The 13,860-nt window shown below is 39.1% G+C and carries 8 protein-coding genes and 1 pseudogene; 5 read left to right on the top strand and 4 right to left on the bottom strand.

Annotated elements, in window-relative coordinates; translation table 11 throughout:
* Positions 1-44 precede the first annotated feature (44 nt).
* The 3 genes from E4N78_RS10720 (at position 45) to E4N78_RS10710 (ending at position 4,974) form a co-directional block, all read left to right on the top strand.
* Entirely contained in the window at positions 45-2,192 is a 2,148-nt protein-coding gene (locus tag E4N78_RS10720) for a methyl-accepting chemotaxis protein (protein ID WP_255810540.1), read from the top strand.
* 66 nt (positions 2,193-2,258) lie between these two features.
* Positions 2,259-3,716 (top strand): methylaspartate mutase subunit E, encoded by a 1,458-nt coding sequence (locus tag E4N78_RS10715; protein WP_255810539.1) that lies wholly within the window; start codon positions 2,259-2,261, stop codon positions 3,714-3,716.
* A 19-nt stretch (positions 3,717-3,735) separates the two neighbouring features.
* Entirely contained in the window at positions 3,736-4,974 is a 1,239-nt protein-coding gene (locus tag E4N78_RS10710) for a methylaspartate ammonia-lyase (RefSeq protein WP_002691025.1), read from the top strand.
* Between the two features lie 100 nt (positions 4,975-5,074).
* Here the strand turns inward: E4N78_RS10710 and E4N78_RS10705 are convergent, their stop codons facing one another.
* Together E4N78_RS10705 and E4N78_RS10700 are read right to left on the bottom strand one after the other, a co-directional pair.
* A complete protein-coding gene (locus E4N78_RS10705; RefSeq protein ID WP_255810538.1) occupies positions 5,075-5,488 on the bottom strand; it encodes a bacteriohemerythrin in 414 nt (137 codons plus the stop codon).
* A gap of 90 nt (positions 5,489-5,578) precedes the next feature.
* Complete coding sequence (locus E4N78_RS10700) at positions 5,579-6,676, bottom strand: hypothetical protein (protein WP_255810537.1); 1,098 nt, start codon at positions 6,674-6,676, stop codon at positions 5,579-5,581.
* A 33-nt stretch (positions 6,677-6,709) separates the two neighbouring features.
* On the opposite strand from E4N78_RS10700, the gene E4N78_RS10695 reads away from it, so the two are divergent.
* On the top strand, positions 6,710-9,118 hold the full coding sequence (locus tag E4N78_RS10695) for a Lon protease family protein (protein ID WP_255810536.1): 2,409 nt from the start codon (positions 6,710-6,712) through the stop codon (positions 9,116-9,118).
* Between the two features lie 51 nt (positions 9,119-9,169).
* Positions 9,170-10,378: an exodeoxyribonuclease VII large subunit gene (gene xseA, locus E4N78_RS10690; RefSeq protein ID WP_255810535.1), complete on the top strand. Its 1,209-nt coding sequence runs from the start codon at positions 9,170-9,172 to the stop codon at positions 10,376-10,378.
* Here xseA and lepB read toward each other — a convergent pair.
* Both lepB and E4N78_RS10680 read right to left on the bottom strand, forming a co-directional pair.
* On the bottom strand, positions 10,367-12,052 hold the full coding sequence (gene lepB, locus E4N78_RS10685) for a signal peptidase I (RefSeq protein WP_255810534.1): 1,686 nt from the start codon (positions 12,050-12,052) through the stop codon (positions 10,367-10,369). The two genes, xseA and lepB, sit on opposite strands and share 12 nt — an antisense overlap.
* Before the next feature lie 302 nt (positions 12,053-12,354).
* Positions 12,355-13,763, bottom strand: a pseudogene (locus E4N78_RS10680) (aminopeptidase).
* Between the last annotated feature and the right edge of the window lie 97 nt (positions 13,764-13,860).

Raw genomic sequence — 13,860 nt, 5'->3', positions numbered from 1 at the left:
CTTTTTAGACTTTTGCAAGTATTAAAGAAGATAAATTTTTTACTGTGTTGACGAAATTTGATAATATAGATATAATGGATATTATAGGTGATTATGGAGGAATTATGACGATACGCTTTAAACTAACGTTTTTTACATTGGCAGCTGTAATTTTGACTGTAGGACTTTGCAGTGTTTTTAATGTTTTATCGGTTCGGGCAAAATTTGAGCATGTATTTTATAAGAATACACGTGGAATTTTGGATTCGGCAAGTATCGACATTGAATCCAATTTTATTAAAGGTTTTTTGTATGCCCAAAATTGGTCAGAAGATTCTGAGCTCATTGATTGGCTTAATGGCGGTGAAGAAACCGGAGAGCTCAAAACAAATGTTATGCAAAAATTTAAAAATCTTGCAGAAAGAGCCGATATCATATCGGTTTTTATTGCAAGTCTTGGAAGTAAGACTAATTATATGTCCGATGCTAACAGGGTTATACAGGTAGGAAAGCTGAATGAAAATGACTCCTCGGATGAATGGTTTTTTAAGACAATAAAATTGCAGGAAAAAACAACGTTTTTTATCAATAAAAACAAAGAGACCGGTTTGACAGGCTTGTGGATAAATTCACAAGTTTTCGATAAAAATAAGAAAATTATAGGAATTGCCGGAATAGGCTTAGACTTAAATGCTTCCATAAGCCAATTAAAAAAAGTTCTTCCAAGTGACAACTCTATTTTATGTCTTGTAGATGAAAATAAAAATATCGTTATTTCTTCTAGAGATGATGTTTTCGGTAAAAAATTATCGGATTATTTATCGTCGGAAATGAGCGAGGTAAAAGGATTTTCTCATATAAAAACATGGAGTGACAAGGAAAAAGGAAAAATGATTTATGCCGAAAAAAAAGCGGCAGGCAATTTTCCGTATAAAATGGTTTTTATAGCTCCCATTAAAGATTTTTTGCCTTCTGTATTTGATATTGCAAAAGATTCAATTGTTGTAACATTTTTTGTTTTAATTTTGGTTATAATCGGAGTCATATTAGGGATAAGGAACATGTCCAAGCGAATTATTAAAATGGGGAACATATTTAAACACATCTCCCGCGGTGATTTTACCGTTAGAATGAACTACGAAAAAGATGAACTTGGAAAAATAGGCGAATATTTAAATTCGACTGCGGAAGCTATGCAAAATTCTTTCGGTCAAATTAAGACAGAATCGGATAAAATGAATTCTGTTGGGGACGGTCTTTTTACCGAAATGCAAAAAACCGAAAATTCGGTAAACCAAATAGCCGATTTTATTGATGAGCTTCATTCTAAAACCCAAGAACAAGTTAACAGTGTAGCGGAAACCTCAGCCTCAATTGAGCAAATTATTCAATCCATAACAAAACTAAATTCCGAAATTGAAATACAGTCTAAAAGTGTAAACGAATCTTCTGCCGCTATTGAACAGATGGTAGCCAATATCCATTCCGTTACTGAAAGTGTTAAAAAGGCGGATAATTCCATTACAAGCCTCTCGGAAGCTACAATCGATGGAAAAAATTCCTTAGTCGAGGCAAACAGTATTTCTCAGCAAATAGCCGAGCAGTCGGGGGACTTGATTGAAGCTTCTAATGTTATCGAAAACATAGCATCGCAAACAAATCTTCTTGCAATGAATGCAGCTATTGAAGCGGCTCATGCTGGGGAGTCGGGAAAAGGTTTTGCCGTTGTTGCCGATGAGATACGAAAATTAGCCGAAGAATCAAGCAGCCAAGGAAAGACAATCAGTGCAACATTAAAAACAATCACAGCCGAAATCGAGCTTCTTGCAAAAGCCGCAACATTGGCTGTAGAAAAATTTACAGCTATTTCTTTGCATGCGGGTGAGGTAAAAGATTCGGCGGCTTTAGTAAGTGCTGCTATGAGCGAACAATCCAATGCAGGGAATGATGTTTTGACATCGATACAAAAAATAAATGAGGTTACTGTTGCGGTCAAACGAAGCTCCGATGAAATGCTTGCAGGAAGTAAAAGGGTAACGGCTGAAACCGAAAATCTTGATAAGGTAACCCAAAATGTTCAAAGCCGTATGGACGAGATTGCATCAGGTTTTGTGCAGATAAGCAGTGCCGTTTATGAGGTAAAATCTTTTACCGAAAAAAATAAGGAGAGTATCGATAATCTTCTAAAAGAAGTGGATAAATATAAGGTATAATTTCCGACCTCTTGAAGCTATATCATCCTTGTGATACAATAAAATACAGTATTTAGGAGCAAGAGTATGAGATGGAAAATTAAAAAAATACCCGAAGGGGAGTTTATGGAGATGCGAGAAGAAATTCTCCAAACATGGCCCACGGGAAAGGATGTTGACTTAAAAGAGTCTATCGATTATTTAAAGAAGATCCCGCCTGAAAAAAACTTTGCAATCAAACTTGAACAAGCGGACAAAGAAGGTATAACTACGGCCCAGCCTCGTGCCGGTGTTCCCCTTTTGGATGAACACATTAATCTATTGCAGTTTTTACAGGATGAAGGCGGAGCCGACTTTTTGCCCAGCACAATTGACGCTTATACGCGTCAAAACCGATATGAAGAGGGTGAAGCCGGTATTGAAGCTTCAAAGAAGGCAGGCCGCTCTCTTATGAACGGATTCCCTGCAGTAAACTGGGGTGTAGGTCCCTGCCGTCAGGTTTTGGAAGCTGTAAATCTTCCCTTACAGGCAAGACACGGAACCCCCGATGCCCGTCTTCTTTCAGAGATTATTCACGCCGGAGGTTATACCTCTAACGAAGGCGGAGGAATAAGCTACAATGTTCCCTATGCAAAGGCCGTTTCAATCGAGCACAGCATCATGTGTTGGCAATATGCCGACCGCCTCGTAGGATTTTATGAAGAAAACGGAGTTCACCTTAATAGAGAGCCCTTCGGTCCCCTTACGGGAACCCTTGTTCCTCCTTCGGTTGCCATTGCAGTCGGAGTTATCGAAGCTCTATTGGCCGCAGAGCAGGGTGTAAAGAGCATTACCGTAGGTTACGGTATGTGCGGAAACATGACGCAAGACGTTGCAGCCGTTATTTCTTTAAGAGAAATTACAAAGGACTACATGAAAAAATTCGGCTACAAGGATATGTGCATTACCACGGTTTTCCATCAATGGATGGGAGGCTTCCCTGCCGATGAGTCCAGAGCCTACGGTCTTATCTCCTTGGGAAGTACCACTGCCGCCCTTTCCGGAGCTACAAAGGTAATCGTTAAAACCCCGCATGAAGCTTTCGGTATTCCTACCAAAGAAGCAAATGCAGGAGGTATCAAGGCTACCAAAATGGTTCTAAACCTTTTGAAGGGACAGCGCTATCCCGATTCAAGGGCGCTCGCTCAAGAGATTGAGCTTATCAAGGCAGAAACAAAATGCATTATGGACAGAGTCTATGAGATAGGAGGCGGCGACTTGGTTGAAGGCACTATCAAGGCCTTTGAAGCCGGAGTAATCGACATTCCATTTGCTCCTTCCCAGTACAATGCCGGAAAAGTAATGCCTGCCAGAGACAATGACGGATGTATCCGCTATCTAATGCCGGGAAATCTGCCCTTTACAAAGGACATTCTCGACTTTAACAGGGGAAAACTTGAAGAGAGGGCCAAGGCCGATAAGAGGGAAGTTGATTTCCAAATGTCGGTTGATGATGTTTATGCCGTAAGTTCCGGTGTTCTCGTTGGAAGACCGGCTAAACGATAAAATTATAGGAGTATTAAATATGAAAATTATTGATGTTGTTTGCGCAGAAGGCAAAACAGGTTTTTATTTTGATGACCAAAAGGCTATCAAGATGGGTGCAGGTCATGACGGATTTTTTTATACGGGGAAACCCGTAACCGAGGGCTTTACCTCAATCAGACAGGCAGGCGAAGCTATTTCCGTTATGTTTATTCTTGAAGACGGACAGGTTGCATACGGAGACTGTGCTGCTGTACAGTATTCCGGAGCAGGCGGACGCGATCCCCTATTTTTGGCAAAGGACTTTATTCCCGTAATTGAAAAGGATATAAAGCCCCTCTTTGTAGGAAAAGAAATTACAAACTTTAGGGAAATGGCTAAGACTTTTGAAGAGCACAAGGTAAACGGAAAAAGAATGCACACGGCTTTACGCTACGGCATATCTCAAGCTATTCTTGATGCCGTTGCAAAGTCCCAGCACATAACGATGGCCGAAGTTGTTGTAAAAGAATATAAGACCGGCTGCCAAATAAAGAGAATCCCGATCTTTACCCAGTCAGGCGATGACCGCTACTTAAATGCCGATAAGATGATTATCAAGCAGGCAGAAGTTCTCCCCCACGGTCTTTTTAACAATGTTGAAGAAAAAACCGGTAAAAACGGCGAAAAGCTCTTGGAATATGTTAAATGGCTTAAAAACAGAGTAGAAACCATGAGAACTTGCAAGAACTACAATCCTATTTTCCACATTGACGTATACGGCACAATCGGAGACTTTACAAATAACGATGTTCCCAAGATGACTGCCTATCTTAAAACATTGGAAGAAGCTGCCGCTCCTTTTAAACTTAGAATCGAAGGCCCCATGGATATGGGCGACAGGGAAAAGCAGATGCAGGTTCTTGCTGCACTCACAAAAAGCCTTGACGATAACGGTGTAAAGGTAGAGCTTGTTGCCGATGAATGGTGCAATACCCTAGAAGACATTCAGTACTTTGCCGATAACCGTGCAGGCCACATGATTCAGATTAAGACCCCCGACCTTGGCGGAATCAACAACACGATTGAAGCTATCCTTTACTGCAAAGAAAAGGGAGTAGGAGCCTATTGCGGAGGAACATGTAACGAAACCAACCGCTCAGCTGAGGTTATCGTAAACTGTTCTGTTGCAGCCGGAGCCGCCCAACAGCTTGCAAAGCCCGGTATGGGTGTTGACGAAGGCTACATGATTATCAATAACGAGATGAACAGAATCGTTGCCCTAGCCAATAGGAAGTAATATAAAAAAGGGAAACCTCTACAGGAAGGTTTCCCTTTTTTATTCGTGCGGAGGGGTTAATACCCCGACGCTTGCGTTGGGGGTGTTGATTAAAAATAAATTATTTTTTGTGCGCAAAATAAAATTTTGACATTTCTTTGTCGGTTATTAAGATATGGTTAAAAAGCCAATCCCTTAAAAACCTAACAAAGTAATTCGGAACAAGTTGTTTTCCGTTTTGATAATCATTCACAGATTTCAAAATTTCTCTTACAAAGTCTTCATGATATTGTTTATGTTCCTTTATATTCGGATAATTAATTTCTTCCATCAGTTTTTCTTCGTCTTTAAAATGTATCATCACATATGTTACAAGCTCTTTCATAACCTGTTTAAATTTTTCTTCTAAGGCTCCTTTTTCACCCAAACACGCGCAGTACAAATCGTTGATAAGCTCTACTAAATGTCTATGCTGTTTATCTACCTGTTCAATACCTAAATCGTAACTCGCATCCCAAGAGACAAAATCATTCATAAAATCACCTCAAAAATAATTATCGGCATTATCTATGCCCAAGTAAAAAAATAAAATTTTCATAGAAAATACTTAAAAACTCGGCTTATTTTACGGTTGACCTATAGTAATCTTCGATCTTAAAGTAAGCCATTTTTCAAAAGTTCTAAGAGTTTCAAGCCGGTTTTCTCTTCCAAGGTCTCTGGAAGAACCGAGGAGGATACCTGCCAAGATATCGTTTCCTCGTAGATCGCCAAAAGCTGCTAAACATTCCTTTGGCTTAATCAAAAAACAAATCGGAAATTCAGCTGAAGCTTCCGAAAATTTTAGATCTTTTTCATATAAGACAGTGTATAAATCTTCTTTGAGTCCTTTAGGAAGCGGATCATCTTCGGACAGGACAAAAAAAGCTCCGGAAAAAGCATTTGGATTTTTATTATAATAATCGCAAAGTTCTGTGATCCTTTCGCCTTCCGCAAATAAAAAAAGTTCCTTACCCTTATAAAAAGAGCTGACAGCTTCTATAGCGGGAATCAGTTCTCCATCTTCTTTATTGGATTTAGGATTTTTAAAAAGAGAATCCCAAACTGCAAAAAAAATTTCAGAGCGTTTAAAGCCGTACTTAAAGCCTTTTTTCTTTCCCAATATCAGCTCGGAAATCTTATAGCCTTCATCTAAAAGATATCTGCCCGAAGTATCGAGTTCATCTGAAGATAAGGGAAAAGAGGGTACCGTAATAATAACTTGATTAGGTTCGGCACATGGTTCTGGAGTATAACAAAGGGCAGCTTCTTTTTCAATTCCTTCCAAGAAAAAGTTTATATTTGTTTTTTCGTTAATCAAAGTTGAAACACTATATTCTCTTTCAGGAGAAAGATAAAAAGCTGCAAAAAAGCTGCCTGCCAAAAGGAATAATACAAAAACTCTCAATAAAACAGACGGAATTGTATAAAAATTATTGGGAACCTGCCTTAAAAACATTACAAATCTTGCAAATTCTGTTATAATACAGATTATGACTATCAATATTGTGGGAATAAATGAGAACATTAAGCCCTGTCCAATAATTGCAAAAATCAAAATGATTAGAGCTGCAAAGGGTAACAGCGGTACGGCATCGGCTGCTTTAAGAGCTTTTGAAAATGGTCGAATTAAGGGTAAGATCAATAAAAGCAAAACAAGTATTTCGCCGACAAAAAAATCAGACATAATATCCTCACAAATACGGTTTAAGGAGCTTGTATGACAAACGGTGTTGCAGAAAAATTGAACCTCAATGAACTGGAATTTTCTTTCCCTGAATCCCAAATTCGGGAGCTAAAAAATAACGGAGCCGACTCAACCATATTAGGTCAAGACCGTGCACTTAAGGCTATTGAGCTGGGTCTCGGTATCGAGGGTGAGGGCTATAACATTTTTGTTATGGGCGCACCCGGAACAGGACGCAGGACCGTTCTCTCATCTCTTTTAAAGAATTATAAGCCAAATGCGGCAAAACTTCAAGATATAGCCTATGCCTACAATTTCGGAAGGCCGATTGAGCCCATAGCTCTCTTTTTTCCGGCAGGGGAGGGGAGGCTTTTTCGTAAAAAGATTAAAAAAGCCGTAGGATGGATTCATGCCCAAACCTTAGCGCTTTTAAAATCTGAGGTCTTTTTGGCTGAACAAAAAAAGATTATTACTCAAACCGATAATGAAGAAAATCTTCTTTTAATGGATTTTGAATCTAAGATGCTGCACAAGGGGTTTAAGGTTTTACAAATAAAAGATGAGGCCAATCAATCCCTTGATCTAATTCCGATAATCAAGGGTAAAGAAATTTCTTTTAGCGAATTGCAATCTAAGGCCGCTAGAGGAAAATTTAGCGAGCAAGAACTTGCAGTTTTACGCGAAAAATACTATGCTTGTCTTGATGAAATGTCGGAACTATTTTCCGTTTTGAGGGATAAGAGGGTTGCTGCGGATGATAAACTTGTAAGGCATCAAAAGGAATCGGTAATGCCTATAATTAAATCAGCCTTTGACCCATTAAGAAAACTTGTTGATTCATATAAGACAAAAGACGGCAGCTCAAAACAAGATGAGGACAATAAGAAACTTCTTTTGTTTTTAAAAAAAGCCGAGGATGACTTAGTCAATAGGATGAATCTTTACAGTTCCGAATTTAAATCTTCGAGGATTAAAAAACACTTTTTCGGCCGTTATCTTATAAACATTGTTTGTGAAAACAATAAGGATAAAAACTATGTTATAAACGAAAACCTTCCTAGTTTTACCAATTTGTTCGGCACTATTGAAGCTCACTCAGATTCCGATGCCCCCGAAATTAACGGGCACTTGCGCATAAGGGAAGGTGCGGTACACAGGGCTTTTGGAGGCTACTTAATTGTAAGACTCCATGACTTACTTGAAGAAGAAGATTCATGGACTTATTTAAAAAGAGTTCTACAATCGGGGAAAATTGAAATACAACTTCCGCCCTCAGGTAATCATACGCCCAGTGTATTTAAACCGGAAGCTCTGCCTGCAAATTTTAAGGTAATTATAATAGGCGGAGAATACACTTATGATATCCTCTACCAAGAAGATCCGGACTTTTATAAGCTTTTTAAGGTTTGCGCAGAATTCGATTCGGTGATGCCTAAAACCGATAAAAATATATCGGCCCTGATTCATTTAACAGACTATCTTTGTAAAGAAAAAAAGACTCTATGCTTTGATGATTCTGGCTATAGCCGTCTTATATCCTATTCCTCAGAGCTTGCAGGTTCAAGACACTTGCTTACGGCTCAGTTTACTAAAATTTCGGATTTAATCATCGAGGCGGACTTTAATGCAAGAGCTCAAAACAAAAAGACTGTTTGCGCTGCCGTTCTAAACGATACGATAGAAAAAAGGCGTTATTTTTATTCTCTTCCTGAAGAAAAATTTGCCGAAATGGTCCAATTGGGTGAAATATTAATAGATGTATCTGGAACAAAACTTGCAAAGATTAACGGTCTTGCTGTTGAAGAAAGAGGTTATCATTCTTTCGGTGTGCCGGTTGCCGTTACGGCACAAGCCTCTCCCGGAACAGGAGGAATCATAAACATAGAAAGAGAGGCCGGCCTTTCAGGCGAAATTTATGATAAGGCTCACCTGATAATAACCTCCCTTTTGCGGGAGCGGTTTTCAAAGGACATTCCGCTCTCGATTTCGGCAAGTATTTGCTTTGAGCAGTCTTACAGCTACATAGACGGCGATTCGGCTTCATGTGCCGAGTTTTTAGCCTTGATTTCTGCGATAGGAGGATTTGAGATGAGGCAGGATATAGCCGTTACCGGAAGCTTAAACCAGCACGGTATGGTACAGCCTGTCGGCGGCATTACCGAAAAAATCGAAGGTTTTTTTAATACATGTAAGATATTAGGCTTTACAGGTACTCAGGGAGTAATGATTCCGTTTAGCAATAAAAATAATTTATTTTTATCAAAGGAAGTTCAAGAAGCTGTGAAGGACGGTAAGTTTAATATTTGGACAATAAAGACAATAGATGAAGGTATAAAATTTTTATCCGGCCTTCAAGAAGAGATGTACACATGGATGATTTCTCAAAGGCTTGAAGAGTTTTATAAAAAGGTTAATGAAATTTCTTTACGCAATCCGAGCTAAGAAATTCTAAAGTTTATTAAATTTTAAAGATGATATTTTAAGGGAAAAGCTATGACAAAAACTTATTCAGTCTATGAAATTACGGCTCAAATAAAAGCTATTTTGGAAAAGGGTTTCGGTAATGTTTCCGTAGAAGGGGAAATTTCAAATTTCCGTCCTTCAAGTGCAGGTCATCTATATTTTACACTCAAGGATGAAAAAGCTTCAATCCAAGCCGTTATGTTTAAGGGGCGCTCCCGTTATTTAAGTTTTATTCCCAAGGACGGAATGACGGTAAAGGCCGAAGGGGCCATTTCCGTGTATGAACAGCGGGGTTCTTATCAGATTATTATAGAAGATATGGGACTTGCAGGGGAAGGCAATATTTTAAAAATGCTTGAGGAGAGAAAAAGAAGGCTGGCTGCCGAAGGCCTTTTTGATACTGAAAGAAAAAAAAAGCTTCCTCTCTTTCCCAATCGGATTGCTGTCATTACAAGCCCAACCGGTGCAGCTGTTAGGGATATTATAAATGTTATAAAAAGACGGAACGAAAAAACCGGAATAGTTATTCTTCCCGCCGTTGTCCAGGGCGATGAGGCGGCTCCTGTCTTGATTAGGCAGCTCAAAATTGCAGATGAAAAAAAACTGGGGGATGTGATTATAATAGGAAGAGGCGGAGGTTCCCTTGAAGACCTTCTGCCTTTTTCGGATGAAGGGCTTGTAAGGGCTATAGCAGATTGTAAAACACCCATAATCTCAGCCGTCGGTCATGAAATCGACTGGGCCCTATCGGATTTCGCGGCGGATATGAGGGCTCCTACTCCTTCCGCAGCTGCGGAATTAGCAGTCCCTATTTTAAACGATATTATGTATTCTATAGCGATAAATAGAGATGAGCTGACGCAAAGAATTGAAAGCCGTATTGAAAAAATAAGGTTCATGCTGAATAATTTTAAACCCGATGCCTTAGAACTCCGGTTTAGAAATATACAACAACCTCTTCTTTTAAAGTTTGATAATGCAAAAGAAAAAATATTGTCCGGCATGCAGGATAGATGCAAAGATTTTAGGCAAAGGCTTTTAATTTTAAACAAGGTTTTAGAGGGAGCTAATCCTCAAGCAATTTTAAGCCGAGGCTATTCTATTGTCAGCAATGCTGAAACGGGTAAAACCGTCCGCTCCTTTTCTGATGTACAAGAGGGCTGCCGAATTTTAATTCAGCCATCAAACGGAAAAATAGAAGCGGAGGTAAAAAAGAGCTATCCTGTTTTATCTGACTAAACCGAAACGGGCTCTGGGAAATATAATTAGATTTACCGTTCCTAGCATTCTTGAAGAATGAATATAGCGCGGTGCTACATTTGTTACAAACATCATCGACATAGCATCATCCTTGTTCAAAGCTTCCAAGTGGTATTGATATTCATGCCTCATATCCGTGGAATTAAAACGGTTATCGCCCATCATAAAGTAGCAGTTTTCGGGGATGTACTCTTCTTCACCCTTAGGGAATTCGTCCATGTTCCTTTGAGATGATAGGGCTAAATAGTAGAGGTATTCACCAAGCTCGTTTATAATAGCTTGGCGTTCCGCATCCGAAGAAAAAACCGCATCGCTGACATTGGCTTTATAAAGTTCGGCATTTCTTACAAGGAGCTTTCCAAATCCGAGTTTAATAAGAACATTGAGTTGAGCATTTCTCATCTCGTATAGGTTGTAGGAATTATTTTCTGTCGGCTTTTTCCATGAGGTTAAAAAGTTCTCAAACCACATAAGCCCGCCGTCCGTCGTCAAAATCTTTGAGGCTATCGCTTCGTTATCTCTGGCCATTTGAGTAACAAGGTACTGCCCCTTGCTTAAAAAGTCCTTGGCCGAAAACACCTTATCGGGTTTAGACTTTATTTCTTTCATCTTTTTTATAAGGGCAAGGGCTTCCTTTTCGGCCTCATCAAAATCAAGTCTTGCCCGCCAAGCCTCTACCGATTGAAGGCGGTTTAAATCTTCGGTATTCATTTTTATGTCTTTTACATATTTTAAGCTTGACTGGGGCAGCTTGGATAAATCCCAAACGGCATAGGCACTTTCATCAAAGGCCTTAAAATCCTTTTCTCCGGCCTTTTTTATGTAGAGCACTCCGTCTACAAGCATTAACTTTTCTCCGCTTAGGCCCACAATCCTTTTTACCAAGGGGTCAGCCTTGATCTTTCCATTTTCATCCTTGTTGATATTTACCGTAGTGAGGGTCAGGTACTGCACCAGCTGAGATGTAAAAAATTTAAGCTCGTTATTCGGGTCATTTTCATAATGAGGATTGCGGATTATAACTACATCTCCTCTCTTATAATTATAAATTTGAGGAAACCGGAATGAAGAAAGAGGAAAGGTCGGCCCTGCAGCAACTTTAAAACCTGCAACCCTGTCCCCTATCATAAACTGCTGAACCATAGATTCCGAAGGAATAACATAGAGCTGCAAAACAAAAACGGTAAAAAGGAGAACTACACAGGCAGCCTGCAAGATAGAATCAGCCCAATCTAAAATTTCCGAAATAAGAGAACGTTTTTTCTTAGGTATCGCGGGCAATTCCGGGAAATACTTAGGAAGCCTCTTATCCTTTAATCTAAACAAAAGCACTCTATTATAAATAACTAAGGCAAACCAATAGACGGCTAAAATTGCATCAAGCACAGACCTATCCTGGCCGGTTTGAACAGCCCTCGATATAATAAAGCAGGCCATAAAAATATAGGGCACATATTCCATAGTTTTACGCATTATGAACATGTCTCTAACGGTCTTCTTTTTAAAAAAAGAAAATATACAAAAAGCAGTCCAAATAGAATAAGCCGCCCCTAAGACCAAGGCTGTTACGGCAAGGCTTGAAGTATTTTTTATAATTAATAAGATCGAAAACAAAAGACTTAAAACCGGTTCTGCATAAAAAAGGATAGACATGAAAACTCCTAATAATTTATAAATAGCCTATAAAAACTTTAGTTTTTATAAGAGCCCTATTGCTATTTAAACAAGATAAAGGCTCGTAGGAAACAAAGTATATCATTTTTTTGTGTTTTATGCTAGAGTTTATTTTTTAGACTGTGCATTAGATTTATGCCGTATAAAAGGCTGTTTATAAAAAAATAGCCCGCTCGCGCGGGCAAGCCCGATTCCGTACGAAGGAGGATTACAGAATCGGACTACACATATCCAACAAAGCTGGTAACTATAAGTTACATACTATTGTTAAATGTGCATTATTATTTATAAAAAGCTCTATAAGCTTTATAGGCCATATAAAGGTCGGCCTTACTCAAAATTTCAAATGGAGCATGCATTGAAAGAACGGGAACACCGCAGTCTACAACTTCAGCACCGTATTTTGCTATAATATAAGCAATTGTTCCGCCGCCGCCGGCATCTATTTTTTCCAAGCTCAGCCGTCTGCCAGACAACCTTATTATCATCAAAGATTTTTCTTACCTTTTGTAAGAATTCTGCATTGGCATCGTTTGAGCCGCCCTTGCCGCCCGAACCCGTATACTTATTGATACAGATACCGTTTCCTATAAAAGCCGAATTCATCTTTTCAAAAACGGAGGGGAAGGCAGGGTCGAAACCTGCAGAAACATCGGCCGAAAGCATATATGAGTTGGCAAATGCCCTTCTAACATCAATATCCCTATAGTTTTTGTTTAAGGCAGCTATTTCTGCAACCATATTTTCAAAATAGAGAGCCTGCATACCGGTATTTCCTACAGAACCGATTTCTTCCTTATCGGCAAAAAAGAGCTACAGCAGTTCTTTTAGGGGCTTCTATTTCCAAAATAGCCTTTAATGTTGTATAAGCACAAACCCTGTCATCATGGCCGTGACCTGCAATGAGGGAGCTGTCAAAACCTACATTTCGGGCCTTTCCGGCAGGAACAATTTCCAGCTCTGCAACCCTAAAATCCTCTTCAATGATACCGTATTTTTCATTAAGGATTTTTAAAATATTGTCCTTGATCGGATTTTTTGACTCTTCTTTTTTATCGTCCTTTTTTTCTTTTGAGACGGGTTTTTGATTTCCTACAAGGATATTAAGCTGCTCGCCGGTTATACCCTCAGACATTGTTTCCTGAAGCTGTTTTTTTGAAAGGTGTATCAAAAGGTCATTTATAAAAAGAACAGGGTCTTTTTCGTCTTCACCTATGCAAATGTCAACTTTTTTTCCTTCTTTTGTGAAGATAACCCCATGAATAGCCAGAGGAATCGTAGTCCACTGATATTTTTTTACACCGCCGTAATAGTGAGTCTTTAAAAAAGCCATATTTGAGTCTTCAAATAGAGGCATTTGCTTTAAGTCGAGGCGGGGGCTGTCTATATGAGCTCCGATAATATTCATACCCTGAGTAATATCATCACCCAAAACCATCAAAACAACGGATTTTTCCTTATTGTTTAGATAAACCTTTGTTCCTTTTTTTGCCGAGCCGCTTTTTACGACTTCTTCAAGGGACTTAAAGCCGTGCTTTTTAGCCTGCTTTATAATCTCTGCAGTACATTCTCTTTCGGTTTTTCCATTGTTTAAAAAATCCAAATAACTATCCGAAAGTTTTCCTAATTCGGAAAGTTCAGCCTTAGTCAAATCCTCCCAAGCAGATTTTTGCTTATAAGATAAATCCATAACGCACCTCTTTAATTTTTACCGTAGTTTACGGTTTTTATACTGTTTGAGTATATACTTTTTTTGAATTTTAGAAAAGCAGGGAAGAATAAATCAA

It is taken from the genome of Treponema denticola (genome assembly GCF_024400535.1).
Taxonomy (GTDB): Bacteria; Spirochaetota; Spirochaetia; order Treponematales; family Treponemataceae; genus Treponema_B; species Treponema_B denticola_C.
The sequence above is the reverse complement of the archived record's forward strand: the minus strand, read 5'-3'. Positions and strand labels throughout refer to the sequence as shown.